The organism is Roseateles aquatilis (assembly GCF_002205645.1).
Classification (GTDB): Bacteria; Pseudomonadota; Gammaproteobacteria; order Burkholderiales; family Burkholderiaceae_C; genus Roseateles; species Roseateles aquatilis.
Genome location: NZ_NIOF01000006.1, coordinates 153,605 through 172,530, shown reverse-complemented (window position 1 = coordinate 172,530; position 18,926 = coordinate 153,605). Strand labels below are relative to the sequence as shown.

15 protein-coding genes and 2 pseudogenes are annotated in these 18,926 nt (G+C 70.2%); 5 read left to right on the top strand and 12 right to left on the bottom strand.

Annotation, left to right across the window (positions count from 1 at the left end; all coding sequences use genetic code 11):
- Window positions 1-85 precede the first annotated feature (85 nt).
- Complete coding sequence (ileS, locus tag CDN99_RS15050; RefSeq protein WP_088385679.1) at window positions 86-2,947, top strand: isoleucine--tRNA ligase; 2,862 nt, start codon at window positions 86-88, stop codon at window positions 2,945-2,947.
- Here the strand turns inward: ileS and CDN99_RS15045 are convergent.
- A complete protein-coding gene (locus tag CDN99_RS15045) occupies window positions 2,848-4,200 on the bottom strand; it encodes a trypsin-like serine peptidase (RefSeq protein ID WP_141100795.1) in 1,353 nt (450 codons plus the stop codon). The genes ileS and CDN99_RS15045 overlap by 100 nt on opposite strands.
- A 283-nt stretch (window positions 4,201-4,483) precedes the next feature.
- Window positions 4,484-5,290 carry a hydroxypyruvate isomerase family protein gene (locus tag CDN99_RS15040; RefSeq protein ID WP_088385677.1) on the bottom strand — a complete coding sequence of 269 codons (807 nt, stop codon included), beginning with the start codon at window positions 5,288-5,290 and terminating at the stop codon, window positions 4,484-4,486.
- A gap of 138 nt (window positions 5,291-5,428) precedes the next feature.
- Here CDN99_RS15040 and CDN99_RS15035 point away from each other — a divergent pair.
- Window positions 5,429-5,710 (top strand): annotated as a pseudogene (locus tag CDN99_RS15035) (zinc finger domain-containing protein); the annotation flags it as partial.
- Between the two features lie 21 nt (window positions 5,711-5,731).
- Here CDN99_RS15035 and CDN99_RS15030 read toward each other — a convergent pair.
- The 6 genes and pseudogenes from CDN99_RS15030 to CDN99_RS15005 form a co-directional block, all read right to left on the bottom strand.
- Window positions 5,732-6,505 carry a hypothetical protein gene (locus CDN99_RS15030; RefSeq protein ID WP_141100794.1) on the bottom strand — a complete coding sequence of 258 codons (774 nt, stop codon included), beginning with the start codon at window positions 6,503-6,505 and terminating at the stop codon, window positions 5,732-5,734.
- Window positions 6,506-6,564: 59 nt separating this feature from the next.
- A pseudogene (locus CDN99_RS15025) lies at window positions 6,565-7,047 on the bottom strand (TIM barrel protein); the annotation flags it as partial.
- A gap of 145 nt (window positions 7,048-7,192) precedes the next feature.
- Complete coding sequence (locus tag CDN99_RS15020) at window positions 7,193-7,429, bottom strand: YbdD/YjiX family protein (RefSeq protein ID WP_088385673.1); 237 nt, start codon at window positions 7,427-7,429, stop codon at window positions 7,193-7,195.
- Window positions 7,422-9,500 carry a carbon starvation CstA family protein gene (locus tag CDN99_RS15015; protein WP_088385672.1) on the bottom strand — a complete coding sequence of 693 codons (2,079 nt, stop codon included), beginning with the start codon at window positions 9,498-9,500 and terminating at the stop codon, window positions 7,422-7,424. The genes CDN99_RS15020 and CDN99_RS15015 overlap by 8 nt, the downstream gene beginning before the upstream one ends.
- 155 nt (window positions 9,501-9,655) lie before the next feature.
- A complete protein-coding gene (locus CDN99_RS15010) occupies window positions 9,656-10,315 on the bottom strand; it encodes a response regulator (RefSeq protein ID WP_088385671.1) in 660 nt (219 codons plus the stop codon).
- Complete coding sequence (locus tag CDN99_RS15005; RefSeq protein WP_088385670.1) at window positions 10,312-11,730, bottom strand: cache domain-containing protein; 1,419 nt, start codon at window positions 11,728-11,730, stop codon at window positions 10,312-10,314. Before CDN99_RS15005 ends, CDN99_RS15010 begins: the two co-directional genes overlap by 4 nt.
- 115 nt (window positions 11,731-11,845) lie before the next feature.
- Between CDN99_RS15005 and lspA the strand changes: the two genes are divergently transcribed.
- Together lspA and CDN99_RS14995 are read left to right on the top strand one after the other, a co-directional pair.
- Window positions 11,846-12,343 carry a signal peptidase II gene (lspA, locus tag CDN99_RS15000; RefSeq protein WP_088385669.1) on the top strand — a complete coding sequence of 166 codons (498 nt, stop codon included), beginning with the start codon at window positions 11,846-11,848 and terminating at the stop codon, window positions 12,341-12,343.
- Window positions 12,344-12,549: 206 nt separating this feature from the next.
- Window positions 12,550-14,289 (top strand): hybrid sensor histidine kinase/response regulator, encoded by a 1,740-nt coding sequence (locus CDN99_RS14995; protein ID WP_088385668.1) that lies wholly within the window; start codon window positions 12,550-12,552, stop codon window positions 14,287-14,289.
- Here CDN99_RS14995 and CDN99_RS14990 read toward each other — a convergent pair.
- Window positions 14,269-15,252, bottom strand: coding sequence for a quinone oxidoreductase family protein (locus tag CDN99_RS14990; RefSeq protein ID WP_088385667.1), 984 nt, complete (start codon window positions 15,250-15,252; stop codon window positions 14,269-14,271). The two genes, CDN99_RS14995 and CDN99_RS14990, sit on opposite strands and share 21 nt — an antisense overlap.
- 109 nt (window positions 15,253-15,361) lie before the next feature.
- On the opposite strand from CDN99_RS14990, the gene CDN99_RS14985 reads away from it, so the two are divergent.
- A complete protein-coding gene (locus CDN99_RS14985; RefSeq protein ID WP_088385666.1) occupies window positions 15,362-16,270 on the top strand; it encodes a DMT family transporter in 909 nt (302 codons plus the stop codon).
- A gap of 78 nt (window positions 16,271-16,348) precedes the next feature.
- On the opposite strand, the gene CDN99_RS14980 is transcribed toward CDN99_RS14985, so the two are convergent.
- The 3 genes from CDN99_RS14980 to CDN99_RS14970 all read right to left on the bottom strand — a co-directional run bounded on the left by CDN99_RS14980 (window position 16,349) and on the right by CDN99_RS14970 (window position 18,552).
- Window positions 16,349-16,597 (bottom strand): hypothetical protein, encoded by a 249-nt coding sequence (locus tag CDN99_RS14980; protein ID WP_088385665.1) that lies wholly within the window; start codon window positions 16,595-16,597, stop codon window positions 16,349-16,351.
- Window positions 16,598-16,784: 187 nt separating this feature from the next.
- Window positions 16,785-17,573: an SDR family NAD(P)-dependent oxidoreductase gene (locus CDN99_RS14975; protein WP_088385664.1), complete on the bottom strand. Its 789-nt coding sequence runs from the start codon at window positions 17,571-17,573 to the stop codon at window positions 16,785-16,787.
- A 46-nt stretch (window positions 17,574-17,619) separates the two neighbouring features.
- The gene (locus CDN99_RS14970; RefSeq protein ID WP_193531722.1) at window positions 17,620-18,552 is read right to left on the bottom strand and encodes a DMT family transporter; all 933 of its coding nucleotides are present in this window, start codon (window positions 18,550-18,552) and stop codon (window positions 17,620-17,622) included.
- Between the last annotated feature and the right edge of the window lie 374 nt (window positions 18,553-18,926).

Genomic DNA, 18,926 nt, shown 5'->3' with positions numbered 1-18,926 from the left:
CGCATGGGCTGCACGCCCTGCCCCGCGCCTCGTTTCCCCTTCGCGGCCCGCCCCCTCTCCCGGCCGCCTCCACCGATTGCCCCCCATGACCGACGCCTCCAAGCCTGACGCCCAACAGGACAAGACGGATTACCGCTCGACCCTGAACCTGCCCGACACGCCCTTCCCGATGCGCGGCGACCTGCCCAAGCGCGAGCCGGGCTGGGTCCAGGAGTGGGAGGACCAGGGCGTCTACAAGAAGCTGCGCGACGCGCGCTGCGGCAAGCCCAAGTTCGTCCTGCACGATGGCCCGCCGTACGCCAACGGCCAGATCCACATGGGGCACGCGGTCAACAAGATCCTCAAGGACATGATCGTCAAGGCGCGCCAGCTGGAAGGCTTCGACGCGGCCTACATCCCCGGCTGGGACTGCCACGGCCTGCCGATCGAGAACCAGATCGAGAAGACCTACGGCCGCGGCCTGCCGCGCGACGAAGTGCAGGCCAAGAGCCGCGCCTACGCCGCCGAGCAGATCGACCAGCAGCGCACCGACTTCAAGCGCCTGGGCGTGCTGGGCGACTGGGACCACCCGTACCGCACGATGGACTTCGAGAACGAGGCCGGCGAGATCCGCGTCCTCAAGCGTCTGTTCGAGCGCGGCTTCGTCTATCGCGGCCTGAAGCCCGTCTACTGGTGCTTCGACTGCGGCTCGTCGCTGGCCGAGTTCGAGATCGAGTACGCCGACAAGCACTCGCCCGCCGTCGACGTGGCCTTCCTGAGCGCCGAGCCGGCGAAGCTGGCCGCCGCCTTCGGCCTGGAGAAGCTCGACAAGGAAGCGTTCACCGTCATCTGGACGACCACCCCCTGGACCATCCCGGCCAACCAGGCGCTGAACCTGAACCCCGAACTGCCCTACGCGCTGGTCGATACCGAGCGCGGCTACTTCGTCGTCGCCCAGGCGCTGGTGGAGAAGTGCCTGGCGCGCTGGAACCTGTCGGGCACGACCGTGGCGGTCACGCCGGGCAAGTCGCTGGAGCTGCTGAAGTTCAAGCACCCGCTGGCGCACGTGCACCCGGGTTACGACCGCGAGAGCCCCGTCTACCTGGCCGACTACGCCACCGCCGACGACGGCACCGGCGTGGTCCACTCGGCGCCGGCCTACGGCGTGGACGACTTCAACTCGTGCATGGCGCACGGCCTGGCGTTCAAGGACATCCTCAACCCGGTGCAGGGCAACGGCGTCTACGAGGCCGAGCTGCCGCTGTTCGGCGGCCAGCACATCTGGAAGGCCAACCCGGTCATCGCCCAGGCGCTGCAGGACGCAGGCCGCCTGCTGGCCCACAGCAAGATCACCCACAGCTATCCGCACTGCTGGCGCCACAAGTCGCCGGTGATCTACCGCGCCGCGGCGCAGTGGTTCGTGCGCATGGACGAGGGCGACGGCGTCTTCACCGTCGACAAGGCTGACCGCACGCTGCGCCAGACGGCGCTGGCGGCGATCGAGCAGACCAGCTTCTACCCGGAGAACGGCCGCGCGCGCCTGCACGACATGATCGCCGGCCGGCCCGACTGGTGCATCTCGCGCCAGCGCAGCTGGGGCGTGCCGCTGCCGATCTTCCTGCACAAGGACAGCGGCCAGCCGCACCCGCGCACGCTCGAATTCATCGAGCGCGCCGCGCAGTTGGTGGAGGCCGGCGGCGTCGAGGCCTGGTCCAAGCTGGACCCGGTCGAGTGGCTGGGCGCCGAGGCCGAGCAGTACACCAAGGGCCAGGACATCCTGGATGTGTGGTTCGACTCCGGCTCCACCTTCGAGCATGTGCTCAAGGGCAGCCACGCCGGCGCCGCGCACGAGACCGGCCCCGAGGCCGACCTCTACCTCGAAGGCCACGACCAGCATCGCGGCTGGTTCCACAGCTCGCTGCTGATCTGCTGCGCGCTGCATGGCCGCGCGCCCTACCGCGGCCTGCTGACCCACGGCTTCACCGTGGACAGCAAGGGCCGCAAGATGAGCAAGTCGCTGGGCAACGGCGTCGATCCGCAGGAGACCAGCAAGAAGCTGGGCGCCGAGATCATCCGGCTGTGGGTGGCCGCGTCCGACTATTCCGGCGACATCGCCGGCGACGAGAAGATCCTCGCCCGCGTGGTGGACGGCTACCGCCGCATCCGCAACACGCTGCGCTTCCTGCTCGCCAACGTGTCCGACTTCGACGTCGCGGCCGACGCGGTGCCGCTGGACCAGTTGCTCGAAGCCGACCGCTACGCGCTGGCCCGCGCGGCGCAGTTCCAGGAGGAGATCCTGGCGCACTACCAGCGCTACGAGTTCCACCCGGTGGTCGCCAAGCTGCAGGTCTACTGCTCGGAGGACCTGGGCGCGTTCTATCTCGACGTGCTGAAGGACCGTCTGTACACGACGGCGCCGAAGTCACCGGCACGCCGCTCGGCGCAGACGGCGCTGTGGCACATCACGAACGCGATGCTGCGCTGGATGGCGCCGTTCCTGAGCTTCACCGCCGAGGAAGCCTGGAAGATCTTCGCGGGCAAGTCCGCGGGCGATTCGATCTTCACCGAGACCTACTGGACCTTCGGCGCGACGGAGTCCGCGCTGATCGACAAGTGGAATCGCATCCACGAGATCCGCGACGCCGTGAACAAGGCCATCGAGGAGGTGCGCACCACCGGCGCCATCGGCTCGTCGCTGCAGGCCGAGGTCACGCTGGGCGTGAATGCCGAGGACCTGGCGCTGCTGAGCAGCCTGGGCGACGATCTGAAGTTCGTGCTGATCACGTCCGCGGCGAACGCGGTGCTGGCCGATGCGCTGAGCATCACGGTGACGCCGTCGTCGCACCAGAAGTGCGAGCGCTGCTGGCACTACCGCGCGGACGTCGGCGCCAATCCGGCGCATCCGACGATCTGCGGCCGCTGCGTGAGCAACCTTTGCGGCGAGGGCGAGACGCGCTCGGTGGCCTGAGACGGCTCGCTCGAGGCCGACTTGTCGCTGAGGTGCAGCCGAATGTGGACCGGGAAACGGACCTGGTAAGGCGAGTCGAACTGGCCCTTGGCTTCAAGTTCGAATTCCCCCACCCAACGGCCGCGCGGGAGTTCGGGGTTGTCTTCTGAGCGAAACGAGACAACCAATGGGCCCAAGGTCATCCCGGTGCATGAGGAGGGGTAGCGCAGCTTTCGTTTGAGCGCGCACCCCATGTCCCGCTCGGCGAGCAACACCACCTCCGCGCGGGCACCGGTGTCACTGTCCTGGACACCAGCTCGCAGCAGGCTGACGCCACGCCGCCCCGACCATAGACCCGTTGGCGCCGAGCCGCCGCTGCCGGCCACCATCGAGAAGAACACGCGGCCCTCTCCGGCGTCGACTTCCACGTCCCGCGACACGAAGGGCGCCAGCGTCGACACCGTCAGCCGCTCCGACCAGGTCCGGACGACGGGCGCGCGCGCCCGGAGCCAGTCGACACGAGGCGACAGGCGAGCGCCCACGGAATCACCCTTGCTGTCCGTCTCGCGGCTGCCGCAACAGGTCGTGGCGACGATGACGGGATACCCACCGTGGGTTTGCCACCAGGCGGAGCCGCTGTCACCGGGCGACGTTTCCGCCCAGTTCTCCGCCGTGTCGTCCCGCAGAGCCCTCAGCGACCGCGGAGAAACCTCTGGAGGACCGGACCGTCCCCATTGGCGCCTGAAGCCGTTCGGCGCGTGGGCTCCGCCCGGCTCGGCCCCCGCGAGCACCCCGCCCGCCTTGCCGGTCCGGCCGTAACCAACGAAATCCACGGTCTGAGAGCCTTCGTTGTCGCCGTCATAGATCAGCGGTGGATCCAGCGCGACGCCGTCGCGTCCCACCGCAGGCACCAGCGTGGCGAGTTCGAGGACAGCGATGTCGGTGTCCTCGTCCAGGTCGCGGATCGTGTGGCCCCTGCGCGGTGGCAGGTAGTGGACGACACCCTGCCCACCTGCCCATTTCACCCCGTTCCAGCCGAAGAACTCGGCTTGGGTCGGCAACTCTACCGTCCCTTCGCTTCGCGGCACGCAATGTGCCGCCGTCAGCAGATAGGTTCGGTTATCCCGCTCGCCCAGCCAGGTGGCCGTGCACCTCTTGCCCGCGGCGCCGATGTGCGCATGGCCGACGGCGAGGAATCGGGTCGCTCGACTGACCTGCTTCAGCCGATCCTCCAGGGTCCGCGCTGGTCCCTGGTCGACAATCTCGCGCGACAACGGGTCTCGCGGGTCTGGCAGTCTTCCCTGGGCCCACAGTTCCTCCGCCTGCGCCGTCGTCGCCACGCGCTTCACGCGACGGGACGGAGGATCCGGGTCCTCCGGCGAGTGGGCCAGCGCTGGAGAGCCGGCACACGCGAAACCCAGCGCGAGACAGGTGGCGCCGGGAACAGCGCAACGTTCGAAAATGAGTCTGAGCATGGCAGTACGGCGCCGCGGTTGTGAGCGCACGGTGGGTGCGCGCAGACGCACCAACCATTCACTCGTTCCGCGAGCCGAGCGCTCAACCGGTCTCCATCCAGCCGAGGCCTCGGCTTGTGCCACCCGGTACCGCGCCGCGCAGCGGCCGATATTCGCAACCCACCCAACCGTCCCAGCCGGTCGCCGCGGCGATCTGGTCGATCGCCGCGAGCGAACCGCGCCAGTCCAGCGTGCCGATGTCCGGCTCATGTCGGTCCGGCGCGCCCGCGATCTGGAAATGGCCCACCTGGCCCGTCGGCAACCAGCGTCGCACCTGCTCGACCACGTCGCCCTCCACGCGCGCGCAGTGGTACAGGTCCATCTGGACCTTCAGGCTCGCGGACGCGACTCGCTCGACGATCGCATGCGCCTCGTCCTGCCGCTGCAGCAGGTAGCCGGGCATGTCATGCGGATTGATCGGCTCGATCATCAGCGTGATACCGGCCTGGGCGGCCTGCTCCGCCGCCCACCGCAGGCGGACTTCAAAACGTTCGACCGCGGCCGCCCTGTCCGCCCTCGCGTCCAGCAAGCCCGCGAGCACATGCACCCTCGGCGCACCGACCTCATGGGCATAGGCCAGCGCACGGGTGATGGACCCGCGGAACTCCGGCTCTCGGTCGGACAGCGAGGCCAGGCCGCGCTCCCCAGCGGCCCAGTCGCCGGGCGGCGCGTTGATCAGCACCACGTCCAGCCCGTTCGCCCCGGCCCGCGCGCGCAACTGGGCGGCGGGTACGTCGTAGGGGAACAGGCACTCGATGCCCCGGAAGCCGTCGCATGCGGCGGCCTCGAGACGGTCGAGGAACGGAAGCTCCGGGTAGAGGAAACCAAGATTGGCGGAAAAGCGCGGCATGTCGCAAGTGTCACCGCGCCGGCGGCTGGCCGGAAGCCTCCGACGCCCCGTGGGGCCCTTGAAGTTCCTCACAGATCAAACGGTTGACGAGCCTGTCGACCACTCCAGCGAGTACGTCCCGAGGTGCCCGCAGCGCGAGGCTCGTCGCTGCAGGCCGAGGTCACGCTGGGCGTGAATGCCCAGGACCTGGCGCTGCTGAGCAGCCTGGGCGACGACCTGAAGTTCGTGCTGATCACGTCGGCCGCTTCGGTCGTGGCGGCCGACGAGTTGAGCGTCACCGTGACGCCGTCGCGGCACCAGAAGTGCGAGCGCTGCTGGCACTACCGCGACGACGTGGGCGCCAATCCGGCGCATCCGGGCCTCTGCGGACGCTGCGACAGCAACCTGTTCGGCGACGGCGAGACCCGACGCGTGGCCTGACGCCCGCGCGTCCCGGCGGTTTCAGGGAGGCGGTCCCATGGACCGCGCTCCGCCTCTGGGTGCGTCGTTCCATGCGTCCAGGCCATCGGCCGGCGTCTCGCGAAGCAGCCGGTCGATGAGTTTGTCCGGATCGATGTAGCCCAACGCGACGGGCGCGGGCAGCCACGTGGCCGAGCGCGGCGCATCGCGCGCGAGTTCATCGACGTGACTCGGCCGCCATTGCGCCATCTGGCGAAACGCCAGCGTCCGCAGGCGCTCAAGTCGAGACCCGGGGTCGCCCGGCAGGGTGTCCAGCAACGGCTGCAGATGCCGGCCCATCACGGCGATCAACGCCCGGAAAAATCCGTCCGACCCCTCCGGGAAACCTGGCGGCCGTCGTTCATCGAAAACCCCCGGTCGAGTGCCGACGCGATAGCCGGCCCGCTGGTCGAGGCGAGCGGTCGTCACGAGCAGCACATATCGATCGTCAGGGCCTTTCGAGCACGCGAAGCACTTGTCCGATGCACCCGTGAAATCGGCGACGCACAGGCCCGCATCGCTCGGAAAGCCCGGCAGCTCGACGACCGCCTGGGCCAACGCCGCCATGAGCAGCCCTTGCGCCGGACGCGCGGGCCAGTTGCCGTTTCGCATCTCCTCCAACCAGGCCCTGGCTCGCGGACTCAGCGCCGGATCGTCAAGGCCGCGAAGAAAGACCCGGTTCGCGCGCGGATCGTGCACCGCCGTCGAGGATGCCGCATCCTCGTTCGAGAGAGGCCCCGTCGAAGCGAGACCGGCCGATGAATGACTGGGGAACATCGGACGCTCCTGGATTGCTTGAGAAGCGGCTGGGGGCGACGCGCTCAAGCGCCGATTCCTCAGATCCACGCGCCATCGGGTACCGCTCGCATCCATGCCAGGCCCCCGGAGGTACCACCCGGTTCGAGGCCTCGACGCGGCCGGTACTCGCAGCCCACCCACCCCTCCCATCCCGTCGCCGCCGCGATCTCGTCGATCGCGGAGAGCGCGCCTCGCCAGTCGAGCGCGCCTTCGTCCGGCTCGTGCCGGTGCGGCACGCCGGCGATCTGGAAGTGTCCGACGCGGCCCGTCGGCAGCCAGTGCCTGATCAGTGCGGCGGCATCGCCCTCGACGCGCTCGCAGTGGTACAGGTCCATCTGGACCTTCAGGTTCGTCGCGCCGATGCGCTCGACGATCGCATGCGCCTCGTCCTGCCGTTGCAGCAGGTAGCCCGGCATGTCATGCGGATTGATCGGCTCGATCAGCACGTCCACGCGTGCCGGAGCGGCACGCTCCGCGGCCCATCGCAGACGCTCCTCATAACGCGCGATCGCCGCGTCCCTGCCGCGAGACACCGCTTTCATCGCCAGTCGACGGATCTGGCGGTGGGCGGAGTGGCGACGTGACACCGCCGCGTGATGGCGCGAGGCGCGGAAACGACGGAGGCCCCGAAGGGCCTCGTCGCGCGGAGCGATGGCGGGTCGCGCGTCAGCAGCAGCGGCCGGTGCGCGAGTTGAAGCGCGCCTCCTGGCGCTCGCGGAAGAACGCCTCGTACGTCATCGGGTCCTGGTCCGGATGCGTGCGGGCCATGTGCGCTAGGTAGGCGCCGTAGTCGGCACCGACCAGTTGCTGCCGCACGCCGCGCGCCATGTAGCGGCCCGCCTGCAGCAGATCCGAGGCCGTCGAGAGCGCGGCCTCGGCCGCCGCGGCGGCCTGCTTAAGCATGGCCGCCCGCCGTGGCGCCTTCGGGCATGCGCTCGAACGGGGTCTCGTGCACGGTGGGCTTGCGCTCGGCGCGCGCCTTGAGCACGGCCTTGACGCTGTAGACCAGCACGCTGACGACGACGAACATGAACAGCGCGCACAACGCCGCGTCCAGGCGGTCGTTGAAGATCACGCGCTCCATCGCCTCCAGGCTCTTGGCCGGCGCCAGCACCTGGCCCGCCGCCAGCGAGTCGGCGTACTTCGAGGCATGCGCCAGGAAGCCCACCTTCGGGTCCGCGCTGAAGATCTTCTGCCAGCCGGCCGTCATCGTGCAGATCAGCAGCCAGGCCGCCGGCAGGATGGTCGTCCAGGCGTAGCGGTCCTTCTTCATCTTGAACAGCACCACCGTGCCCAGCAGCAGCGCCACCGCGGCCAGCATCTGGTTGGCGATGCCGAACAGCGGCCACAGCGTGTTGATGCCGCCCAGCGGATCGACCACGCCCTGGTACAGGAAGTAGCCCCACGCCGCCACGCACAGGCCGGTGGCGATCAGGTTGGCCGGCAGCGACTCGGTGCGCTTGAGCGCCGGCACGAAGGTGCCCAGCAGGTCCTGCAGCATGAAGCGGCCGGCGCGCGTGCCCGCGTCGACGGCGGTCAGGATGAAGAGCGCCTCGAACAGGATCGCGAAGTGATACCAGAAGGCCATCATCGCCTTGCCGCCGATCACCTGGTGCAGGATGTGGGCCATGCCCACCGCCAGCGTCGGCGCGCCGCCGGCGCGCGCGAGGATGGTGTTCTCGCCGACGTCCTTGGCGGTCTGCACCAGCATGTCCGGCGTGATCACGAAGCCCCAGGTCGACAGCGTCGCCGCGACCGCCTCGGGCGTCGAGCCCACCAGCGCGGCCGGGCTGTTCATCGCGAAGTAGACGCCCGGGTCGATGCACGACGCCGCCACCAGCGCCATCACCGCCACGAAGGACTCGGCCAGCATGCCGCCGTAGCCGATGAAGCGCGCGTTGACCTCGTTGTCCAGCATCTTGGGCGTGGTGCCCGAGCTGATCAGCGCGTGGAATCCCGACACCGCGCCGCAGGCGATCGTGATGAACAGGAACGGGAACAGGTTGCCCGACCAGACCGGGCCGTTGCCGGCGGCGAACTGGGTGAACGAGGGCATCTGCAGCGGCGGCGCGACGATCACGATGCCGATGGCCAGCGCGATGATGGTGCCGATCTTCAGGAAGGTCGACAGGTAATCGCGCGGCGCCAGCAGCAGCCACACCGGAATCGAGGCGGCGACGAAGCCGTAGCCGATCAGCATCCACGTCAGCGCCTTGCCGTCGTAGGTGAACAGCGGCGCCCAGGCCGGGCTCTCGTGCACCCACTGGCCGCCGACGATGGCCAGCATCAGCAGCACGAAGCCGATGATGGAGACCTCGCCGATGCGGCCCGGACGGATGAAGCGCAGGTAGACGCCCATGAACAGCGCGACCGGGATCGTCGCCGCCACGGTGAACGTGCCCCACGGCGATCCGGCCAGCGCCTTCACCACGATCAGCGCCAGCACCGCCAGGATGATGATCATGATCATGAAGGCGCCGAACAGCGCGATCACGCCGGGCACCGTGCCCATCTCCTGCTTGACGAGGTCGCCCAGCGAGCGGCCGTCGCGGCGCGTGGAAATGAACAGCACGATGAAGTCCTGCACCGCGCCGGCGAAGATCACGCCGGCCAGGATCCACAGCAGCCCCGGCAGATAGCCCATCTGCGCGGCCAGCACCGGGCCGACCAGCGGGCCGGCGCCGGCGATCGCGGCGAAGTGGTGCCCGTACAGCACGTACTTGTGCGTGGGCACGAAGTCCAGGCCGTCGTTGTGCTTCCAGGCGGGGGTCTGGCGGGTGGGGTCCAGGCCCAGCACCCGGGTCGCCAGGAACAGGCTGTAGTAGCGGTAGCCGATCAGGTAGACGCAGATCGCGGCCACCACGACCCACAACGCGCTCACCGCTTCGCCGCGCGCGAGCGCGACGGTGGCCAGGGCGAACGCCCCGAGGATGGCCACGCCCGCCCAGGCGAGGTGGCGACTCAAGTTCGACATCGATGTCTCCTTTTATGGGCGCACCGTCTCGTCGAGTCCTGGCGCGCGGCTTGTCTTGCGACCGGCAGTTTCCGTTTCCGCGCGCGATCGCACATCCGTCGGACCGACTAGGGGGCCGACGTGGGATCGCTTAAGTGGAAACCCGCGGTCAGCGGTCAGGCATCGTCACGATGCAGCCCGCGCGCATGCTCGACCGCATAGCGGATCAGCTCCGCCTGGCCTTCGAGCTCCAGCTTGCGCTTGATGTTCTGGCGGTGTGTCTCCACCGTCCTCACGGACAGGTCCAGCGCGCGGGCGATCTGCTTGCTCGACTCACCGCGGCCCAGGGCGGAGAGGATCTCGCTCTCGCGCGGCGAGAGGATCGGACGCGGCTGCTGGCTGCGGAACATGCGCTTGGACACACCCGGGCTCAGGAACGTGCCCCCCGCCGCGACCGCGTCGATGGCCGCGACGATCTCGCCCGCCGGCGCGTCCTTCAGCACGTAGCCGCGCGCGCCGGCCTGCAGCGCGCGCTGCACGTACTCCGGGTTGTCGTACATGCTGTACATCAGCACTCGCAGCTCGGGCACGCGCTCCAGCATGGCCTGCGCCAGCTGGATGCCGTTCTGGCCCTTCAGGCCGACGTCCAGCAGCACCACCTGCGGCTGCGTGGAGACCAGCATCACCATCGCCTCCTCGACGCCGCCGGCCTCGCCGACGACCAGGTAGCGCGCCTCGCCCTGCAGCCGCGAGCGCAGGCCCTCGCGCACCAGCGGGTGGTCGTCGACCAACAGGATGCGGATCGGCGCGGCGGCGGACGGGCTCTCGGGACTCATGGGGCGGGATTGTCTCGCGCCAGGCGACGGATCGCCGCCGCCGATACCGTCGCCTCGACTTGCGTGCCGTGGCCGGGGCTCGATTGCAGGTCCAGCGCGCCGCCGACCGAGGCCATGCGCTCGCGCATGTTGCGCAGGCCGATGCCGTGATGCGGGTCGCGTCGTTCGGCATCGTCGGCGTCGAAGCCGGCGCCGTCGTCGAGCACCCGCAGCAGCACGTCGCCGCCCTCCCCGCGCGCCTCGCCGCCGGACGGGTGGGGCAGGAACTCCAGCGACAGCTCGACGCGTGCCGCGCCGGCGTGTTTCACCACGTTCGTCAGCGCCTCCTGCGCGACGCGGAAGAGCACCGTGTTCAGCAGCTCGGGCAGCTCGCGCGGCGTGCCGACGACGCGCATCGCCACCGAGGCCGCGCCGGCCTCGTCGAACTCGCGCGCCAGGTGCTCCAGCGCCGCCGGCAGGCCCAGCGTGTCGAGCAGCGCCGGCCGCAGCCGGTGCGACAGCCCGCGCACCTCGGTCAGGCTGTCGTTGAGCCGGGCCAGCGCGCGCGGCAGCAACGCGGTGGAGCCGGCCTGCTGCGCCGATTCGATCAGCAGCTTGGTCGAGACCAGCGTCTGGCTCACGCCGTCGTGCAGCTCGCGCGACAGGTGGGCGCGCTCGTCCTCCTGGGAGCGCACGACCTGGTGCGCCAGCGCGCGCAACTTGGCCTCGGCCTGGCGGTGCTCGCTGAGGTTGAGCGCCAGCGCGCTGGCGCTGATCAGCGCGACGCCGAAGACCGCGATCGCCGCGATCCACCACATCGTCTGGGCGATGTTGGCCTGCGCCTCGCGGTCGAGCTGCTCCAGCGTGGCGCGGATGCCGTCCAGGTACAGCCCGGTGCCCAGCATCCAGTTCCAGCGCTCCATCGCGACGACGTAGCCGAGCTTGGGCGCCATGTCCCCGGTCGACGGCTTGCGCCACTGGTAGTCGACATAACCGCCGCCGGCCTTGGCCTGCCCGACCAGTTGCTGGATCGTGGGCCGCCCGAGCGGGTCGCGCAGGCCCCACAGGTCGCGCCCCACCAGCTCCGGCTGGCGCGAGTGCATCAGCACCCGGCCCTGCAGGTCGTAGACGAAGAAGTAGCCGTCCTCGCCGTAGTCCAGCGAGGACAGCAGCCGCAGCGCCTCGCGCTTGTCGCGGTCGACCTCGGCCGGGCTGCCTTGCGGCGCCCGGTCGTAGAGCGGCTGCAGCGTGCTGACGGCCAGCTCGACGTAATGGCGCAGCTCGTCGCGGCGCGCGTCCATGTAGGCGCGCTGCACGGCGGCGTGCTCGCGGGCGAGCAGCTCCCGCTCCTGCTGCCGCACCGCCACCGCGATCAGCAGCAGCGACGCGACCAGCGGCAGGATGGCCAGCAGGAGAATCTTCAGGCGCAGTCTCATCAGCGCCGCACTGTAGCCGCACGGCGGGGGACGCCGTCGGCGCTACAGTCCAGGGTTCCGCGCTCCCAGGGCGCGCCTTCCGGGTCCGCGCACCGCCGCGCCGTCTGCTGCATCCATGGCCACCAAGTCCTCCGCCCCGTCCCACAACCGCCTGATCCAATGGCTGGCGATCGCCTTGCTGGTGATCCTGGCCGACCAGTTCACCAAGGTCCTGATCCTGCATTCGTTCCAGTACGGGGACAGCCATTACGTCTTCCCGTTCTTCAACCTGGTGCGGGTCCACAACACGGGCGCGGCCTTCAGCTTCCTGGCCGGCGCGTCGGGCTGGCAGCGCTGGTTCTTCGTCGCGCTGGGCGCCGCGGCGACGGTCTTCATCGTGTGGCTGCTGCGCCGCCACGGCCACCAGAAGCAATTCGCGTGGGCGCTCAGCCTGATCCTGGGCGGAGCCGTCGGCAACGTCGTCGACCGGCTGCTGCACGGCTACGTGGTCGACTTCATCCAGCTGCACTGGGCCGGCTGGTATTACCCCTCCTTCAACATCGCCGACAGCGCCATCACCGTCGGCGCCGTCCTGCTGATCTGGGACGAGCTGCGCCGCGTCAAGCGCGGCTGAGCGTGCCCGGCGCGGCGCGTCCCGCGACACGCCGCGCCATGTCCAGGGCGCCCGACCACCCGGCGGCCCGGTGGCCGACGCGCCTCGCTTCGCCCGCCACGCCTGCGGGGCGGACGTGACGGAATAGGCATAGCCCACGATGGACAGGTCACGCCCGGCGGCGACAATCCGCTGCGACAGAACGTAACCACGCGGCGCGGCCCTCCATGCTCGACTTCTCCTGCCTGACCCACTACGACTGGCTCGATGTGCCCATGTGGGTCTACGACCAGGAGCGTCAGCGCAACCTCTGGGCCAACGCCGCCGCGCTGAGCTTCTGGCGCGCGGACAGCGCCGAGGAATTCCTCTCCCGCGACCTCAGCGACATGAGCCCCTCGGTGGCCGAGCGCCTGGCCGTCGCGGCCGCCGACCACACCCACGGCAAGCTGGTCCGCGAGCAGTGGACCGTCTACCCCAAGGGCCAGCCGACGACGGTGATGCTGGTCTCGCGCGGCATCCGTACCCCCGACAAGCGGCAGGTGATGCTGTTCGCGGCCGACTCGCTGGTCAGCGGCGTCGACAAGAGCCTGCTGCGCGGCGTCGAGGCGCTGCAGCACACCTCCGTGCGCATCGCCGTGTTCTCGCTGCGCGACGGCAGCACGCTGATGCGCAACCCGGCCGCGGCGATGTGCTTCAGCGGCCTGCGCAAGACCATCGGCGCGACAGACTTCAGCGCGATCTTCCCCGAGCCCGAACTGGCGCGCCGCATCATCGCGCAGGTGCGCGGCGGCCAGACCTTCGGCGCCGAGCTGGAGCTCAACACCGCCAACGGCCGCCGCTGGCACGCCATCGACGCGCGCCCGATGCGGGACCCCGTCAGCGGCGAGGTGGTCCTGCAGCTCAACGCCCGCGACATCGGCGACTTCAAGGCCACGCAGGCGCAGCTCGAAGCCGCGCGCGAGGCCGCCGAGGCCGCCAGCCAGGCCAAGAGCTCCTTCCTGGCCAACATGAGCCACGAGATCCGCACCCCGATGAACGGCGTGCTGGGCCTGACCGAGCTGGTGCTGCAGACCGAGCTCAACGAGCGCCAGCGCAAGTTCATCGAGCTGGCCCACAGCTCGGCCAAGGGCCTGATGGTGATCATCAACGACCTGCTGGACATCGCCAAGATCGAGGCCGGCCGCGTCATCATCGACCAGGCCCCCTTCAGCCTGCACGACTGCCTGCGCGAGGCCCTGCACCCGCTGCTGCTGCAGGCGCACGAGAAAGGCCTGCTGCTGCACGCGCGCGTGCAGCCCGGCGTGCCGCAGCACCTGCTGGGCGACGCGCTGCGCCTGCGCCAGATCCTGGTGAACCTGGTGGGCAACGCGCTGAAGTTCACCGAGAAGGGCGAGGTCCGCGTCGACCTGGAACGCGTCGACGAGGGCGGCGACGATGACGACGCTCCGCAAGGCGGCCCACTGCGCCTGCGCATCGCGGTGCACGACACCGGTATCGGCATGACGCGCGACCAGATCGCGCAGATCTTCAGCCCCTTCACGCAGGCCGACGGCAGCATCACGCGCCGCTACGGCGGCACCGGCCTGGGCCTGACCATCGTCAAGCGCCTGGTCGAGCTGATGGGCGGCGAGGTACGCGTGGAGAGCCAGCCCGGCTCGGGCTCCTGCTTCAGCTTCGAGGTCCGGCTGTCGCAGCCGGTCGTGCTGGACGAGGTGGTGCGGACCGAGACGGTCGACGTGGAGGTCGAGGAAACCACCGTGGGCGCCTTGGACGGCGGCGAGGACACCGTCCCCGCCGGCCTGGACGAGTTGCCGGAAGTGCCGCGCCGCGTGAGCCCGGCGCCCCATGCGATCAACGAGGCGGACCCGGCCAGCAACGATCCCCTGCTGGATGCCGAGACCGTGGCCGCCGACCTGGACGCCGCGCCGATCGCCTCATCCGGCGGCTCAAACCAGCAGCACGCCTGAGCCGGTGGTCGTGCGGGCCTCCATCTCGCGATGGGCCCGCTGGACCTCGTCGAACGGATAACGCTGCTCGACCTCGATCTTCACCGCCCCGCTCTCGACGATCTTGAACAGGTCCCCGGCGATCTCGCGCGTGGCCTCCTGCGACGTCAGGTGCACGAACAGCGACGGCCGCGTCAGGTAAAGCCCCTTGGCCGACAGCGCGCTCAGCGGCACCGGTGCCACCACGCCGGACGCGTTGCCGAAGCTGACCATCAGCCCGAACGGCCGCAGGCTCGCCAGCGAGCCCTCCCAGGTCGAGGCGCCGACCGAGTCGTACACCACCTTCACGCCCTGCCCGCCGGTGATCTCCTTGACGCGATCGGCGACGTTCTCGGTCGCGTAGTTGATCGCCACGTCCGCGCCGTGGTCGAGCGCCAGGCGGCACTTCGCGTCGCTGCCCGCCGTGCCGATCAGCCGCAGGCCGAGCGCCTTCGCCCACTGGCAGGCGATCAGGCCGACGCCGCCCGCCGCGGCGTGGAACAGCACGTGATCGCCGGGCTGCAGGCCGGCCTGCGGCAGCGTGCGGCGCAACAGGTACTGCACCGTCATGCCCTTGAGCATCATCGCGGCGCCCTGCTCGAAGCTGAGGAAGTCCGGCAGCGGCACGACGCAGCGCGCCGGCATCACGCGGGCGCTGGCATAGGCGCCGATCGGCTGGCTGGCATAGGCGGCGCGGTCGCCGACCTTCAGGTGCGCGACGCCGTCGCCCACCGCCTCGACGATGCCCGCGCCCTCCATGCCCAGGCCCGCCGGCATCGGCAGCGGATAGACGCCGCTGCGGTGATAGATGTCGATGTAGTTCAGGCCCACGGCGACGTGGCGGATGCGGATCTCGCCAGGGCCGGGATCGCCGACGTCCACCGCCTCGATCCGCATCGCCTCCGGGCCGCCGGGTTGCGAGATGCGCACAGCTCTGTCGCTCATCAGGGTTCTCCTCACGTGGGGGTGTCACCCGCGACATCCCCTGACGCCGCGAATCCCGCTATCGTGCCAGCCTCCCGTCCGACGCGCATCGCCGCGCGCGCATCGCCCCATGACGCTGTCCCCACGCCTGGCCCTGATGCTGACGCTGCCCCCGCTGCTGTGGGCCGGCAACGCGGTGGTGGGTCGCTCGGTGAGCGCGCTGGTGCCGCCGCTGTTGCTCAACGCGATGCGCTGGACGCTGGCCTTCGCGTTGCTGGTGCCACTGGCGCGCGCGTTGCTGCAAGACCTGACCCCGCTGCGGAGCCGTTGGGGCTACTTCGCGCTGACCGGGCTGCTGGGCATGGGCTGCTACAACGCGCTGCAGTACCAGGCGCTGCACAGCTCCACCGCGCTCAACGTGACGCTGATCGCCGCCAGCCTGCCGGTGTGGATGCTGGCCATCGGCGCCCTGCTCTATCGCGTCTGGCCGACGCGCCGGCAACTGCTGGGCGCGCTGCTGTCGCTGGGCGGCGTGGCGCTGGTGATCTCGCGCGGCCACCTGGAGCGGCTGGCGCAGGTGCAGTTCGTCCAGGGCGACCTGCTGATGCTGCTCGCGGTGCTGAGCTGGGCCTTCTATAGCTGGCTGCTGGCGCGCCCGCCGGCCCACATGCAGGGCGGCCAGCGCCCGGACTGGGACTGGGCCGCGCTGCTGATGGCGCAGATGCTGTTCGGGCTGACGTTCGGATGGGCTTCGGCGGGGCTGGAGCAGCTCGCCGGCGTGCCGCCGGTGCGGTGGGGTTGGCCGCTGGGTCTGGCACTGGTCTACGTGGCGGTGGGACCGTCGCTGATCGCCTACCGCTGCTGGGGATTGGGCGTCGCGCGGGCGGGCCCGACGCTGGCCGCCTTCTTCGGCAACCTCACGCCGGTCTTCGCGGCGCTGATGTCCGCGGCGCTGCTCGGCGAATGGCCGACGTGGTTCCACGGCGCCGCCTTCCTGCTGATCGCGGCGGGCATCCTGGTGTCGTCGGGAAGACGCTGAACGTCGCCCCGGTATCGCCACCGCCATCGCGGTACCACGGCGATGTCACCACCGTCGCGCCGCCGCGGCCATCGCCGGTCAGACCAGCGGCAGCCATACCCCGTTGAGGACGATGCCACGCGGCGCCGCGGTCGTGACGGCCTGGTCGGGGATCTCGCGGGACGGCACGTCGATCACCGGCTCGTCGTCGATCGACCGATCGGGACGGGCAGGACGGACCGGGCGCGCGACACGCTGAACGCGCTCGACGCGTTCAATGCGCTCGAAGCGTTCGATGCGTTCGATGCAATCGACCTGCTCGACGATCTCGATCCGGGCCGGGCCCATGGCGGCAATCCTTCGCGGGTGGCGTTGTGGGGACAGCAACCATTCTTCGCCTCGTCGACGATGAGTTCGATAGTGATTCAGACCATCCGAATGGCATCGACCCACCTATGAGAGTGGGTCGATGACAAGACTTTGCTATCCGCCCCTGCCCGCGAGCCTCCCGGCCCGGGCACCCGCGCGCGTGAGCTCAGAAGGTCCCGGGATAGGACCCGCCGTCCAGCAGGATGTTTTGCCCGGTCAGGTAGCCGGCGTGGGCACTGCACATCATGGCGCAGATGGCGCCGAACTCGGCCGCGCTGCCGAAGCGCTGCGCCGGGATGGCGGTCATGCGCTTGGCGCGCACCTGATCGACCGCCTGGCCGGACTTCTGCGCGCCGGCCGCCATGGTTTTCTGCAGGCGTTCGGTGTCGAAGGCGCCGGGCAGCAGGTTGTTGATCGTCACGTTGCGACCGGCGATCTGCGCCTGGCGGGCGATGCCCGCGACGAAGCCGGTCAGGCCCGAGCGCGCGCCGTTGGACAGTCCCAGCACGTCGATGGGCGCCTTCACCGCGCCCGAGGTGATGTTGACGATGCGGCCGAAGCCGCGCCGCGCCATCGCGTCGACGGTGGCCTTGATCAACGCGATGGGCGTGAGCATGTTGGCGTCGATGGCGGCGAGCCACTGCTCGCGCTCCCAGTCGCGGAAGTCGCCGGGCGGCGGACCGCCGGCGTTGTTGACGAGGATGTCCACCTGCGGCGCGGCGGCCAGCGCCGCGGCGCGGCCGGCCTCGGTCGTGATGTCGCCGGCCACGGCGACCACCTGCGCGCGCGGGTTCAGCGCCCGCAACCGCGCGGCCTGCGCCTGCAGCGCCTCCTCGCCGCGCGCGGTGATGACCACGTTGACGCCCTCGCCCACCAGCGCCTCGGCGCAGCCGGCGCCCAGGCCCTTGGAGGCCGCGCATACCAGGGCCCAGCGGCCCTCCAGTCCCAGATCCATGTCGATCTCCTTCGATGTCTTGTCGCCTGCCCGCCGAGCGCCGCGCTCAGCGCCGCTGCCGGGCCAGCAGCCACACGCCGCCCAGCACCAGCACCGTCCCGCCGATCACCCACGGCGAGAGCGGCTCGTCCAGGATCAGCACACCCATCAGTATCGTGGACATGGGGCCGACCATGCCGGTCTGCGCCGCCACGCCGGCGCCCATGCGCTCGATCGCCATCATGACCATCAGCACCGGCGCGAAGGTGCACGCCGTCGCGTTCAGCACCGACAGCCACCATACCGCCGGCGCCAGGTCCATCAGCCCGGAGACCGGCCGCGTCAGCAGGAACTGCGCGATGCACAGGCCGCAAGCCACCGTGGTCGCCAGCCCCGTCAGGCGCATCGCGCCAAGGCGCTTCACCCATTCGCCGCTGTAGACCAGGTACAGCGCATAAGCCACCGCGCTGCCGAAGACGAGCGCGCCGCCCAGCCAGACGTTGGCGCCCTGCACGCTGAGCTCGTGGCCGAAGACCAGCAGCACCCCGGCGTAGCTGACGCCCAGCGCGAGCGCCTGGCGCCCCGTGACGCGGCGGCCGAACATCGCCCACGACAGCAGCAGCACGATGGTCGGGTTGAGGTACAGGATCAGCCGCTCGAAGCTCGCGCTGACGTAGGCCAGGCCGGCGAAGTCGAGAAAGCTGGCCAGGTAGTAGCCGCTGAAGCCCAGCCCCAGCACGGCCAGCCGCTCGCGGCCCGACAGCGGCGGCTTGCCGCGCCCGGCCCACCACGCCAGCGCCAGGAACAGCGGCAGCGCCAGCAGCATGCGCAGCATCAGCAGCGTGATCGCGTCGACGCCGTGTCGGTAGGCCAGCTTGACGATGATCGCCTTGCCGGAGAACCCGATCGCGCCGCCCACCGCCAGCAGCAGCCCGCTCAGCGGCACGCGGCCGGCCACGTCGGGGGAGGGCGCCCGGGACGCCGGGGAGGAACTGCTCATGGCAGCCGATTCTAGGAATCCAGGCCGGCCACGCATTCGCGAAGGGGCAATGCTGGATTGCCTGCCGCACGCCGCGCTTCGCACCGTGCGGCCGCTGATCCGCTCGCCGATCCACCCACCCATCCGCTCGCCGACCGGTTGGCCGGATGAGGCCCCGCACCGCCGTTGACGCTGTCCCCGCCCTGTCCCTTGCCCTGTCCCTTCCCGCGTGAATAGTCGACGCGGGCGGCCTCGACATGCGCGCCACCACGCGAAAGCACGCGGTCGGCCCTCAAGACCCGACCCCGGCCGCCGATGACAGGTCGCCCGGCCGCGAAGGCGGGCAAGGGATAGGAAACGACAAGGAGCCGGGCGCCGACGGGCGCGACAGGTTC

What these genes read in the sequence shown, in the direction of transcription:
- ileS (WP_088385679.1), top strand. Translation starts at nt 86, where the DNA reads ATGACCGACGCCTCCAAGCCTGACGCCCAACAGGACAAGACGGATTAC.
- CDN99_RS15040 (WP_088385677.1), bottom strand. Translation starts at nt 5,290, where the DNA reads ATGCCGCGCTTTTCCGCCAATCTTGGTTTCCTCTACCCGGAGCTTCCG.
- CDN99_RS15030 (WP_141100794.1), bottom strand. Translation starts at nt 6,505, where the DNA reads ATGTTCCCCAGTCATTCATCGGCCGGTCTCGCTTCGACGGGGCCTCTC.
- CDN99_RS15020 (WP_088385673.1), bottom strand. Translation starts at nt 7,429, where the DNA reads ATGCTTAAGCAGGCCGCCGCGGCGGCCGAGGCCGCGCTCTCGACGGCC.
- CDN99_RS15015 (WP_088385672.1), bottom strand. Translation starts at nt 9,500, where the DNA reads ATGTCGAACTTGAGTCGCCACCTCGCCTGGGCGGGCGTGGCCATCCTC.
- CDN99_RS15010 (WP_088385671.1), bottom strand. Translation starts at nt 10,315, where the DNA reads ATGAGTCCCGAGAGCCCGTCCGCCGCCGCGCCGATCCGCATCCTGTTG.
- CDN99_RS15005 (WP_088385670.1), bottom strand. Translation starts at nt 11,730, where the DNA reads ATGAGACTGCGCCTGAAGATTCTCCTGCTGGCCATCCTGCCGCTGGTC.
- lspA (WP_088385669.1), top strand. Translation starts at nt 11,846, where the DNA reads ATGGCCACCAAGTCCTCCGCCCCGTCCCACAACCGCCTGATCCAATGG.
- CDN99_RS14995 (WP_088385668.1), top strand. Translation starts at nt 12,550, where the DNA reads ATGCTCGACTTCTCCTGCCTGACCCACTACGACTGGCTCGATGTGCCC.
- CDN99_RS14990 (WP_088385667.1), bottom strand. Translation starts at nt 15,252, where the DNA reads ATGAGCGACAGAGCTGTGCGCATCTCGCAACCCGGCGGCCCGGAGGCG.
- CDN99_RS14985 (WP_088385666.1), top strand. Translation starts at nt 15,362, where the DNA reads ATGACGCTGTCCCCACGCCTGGCCCTGATGCTGACGCTGCCCCCGCTG.
- CDN99_RS14980 (WP_088385665.1), bottom strand. Translation starts at nt 16,597, where the DNA reads ATGGGCCCGGCCCGGATCGAGATCGTCGAGCAGGTCGATTGCATCGAA.
- CDN99_RS14975 (WP_088385664.1), bottom strand. Translation starts at nt 17,573, where the DNA reads ATGGATCTGGGACTGGAGGGCCGCTGGGCCCTGGTATGCGCGGCCTCC.
- CDN99_RS14970 (WP_193531722.1), bottom strand. Translation starts at nt 18,552, where the DNA reads ATGAGCAGTTCCTCCCCGGCGTCCCGGGCGCCCTCCCCCGACGTGGCC.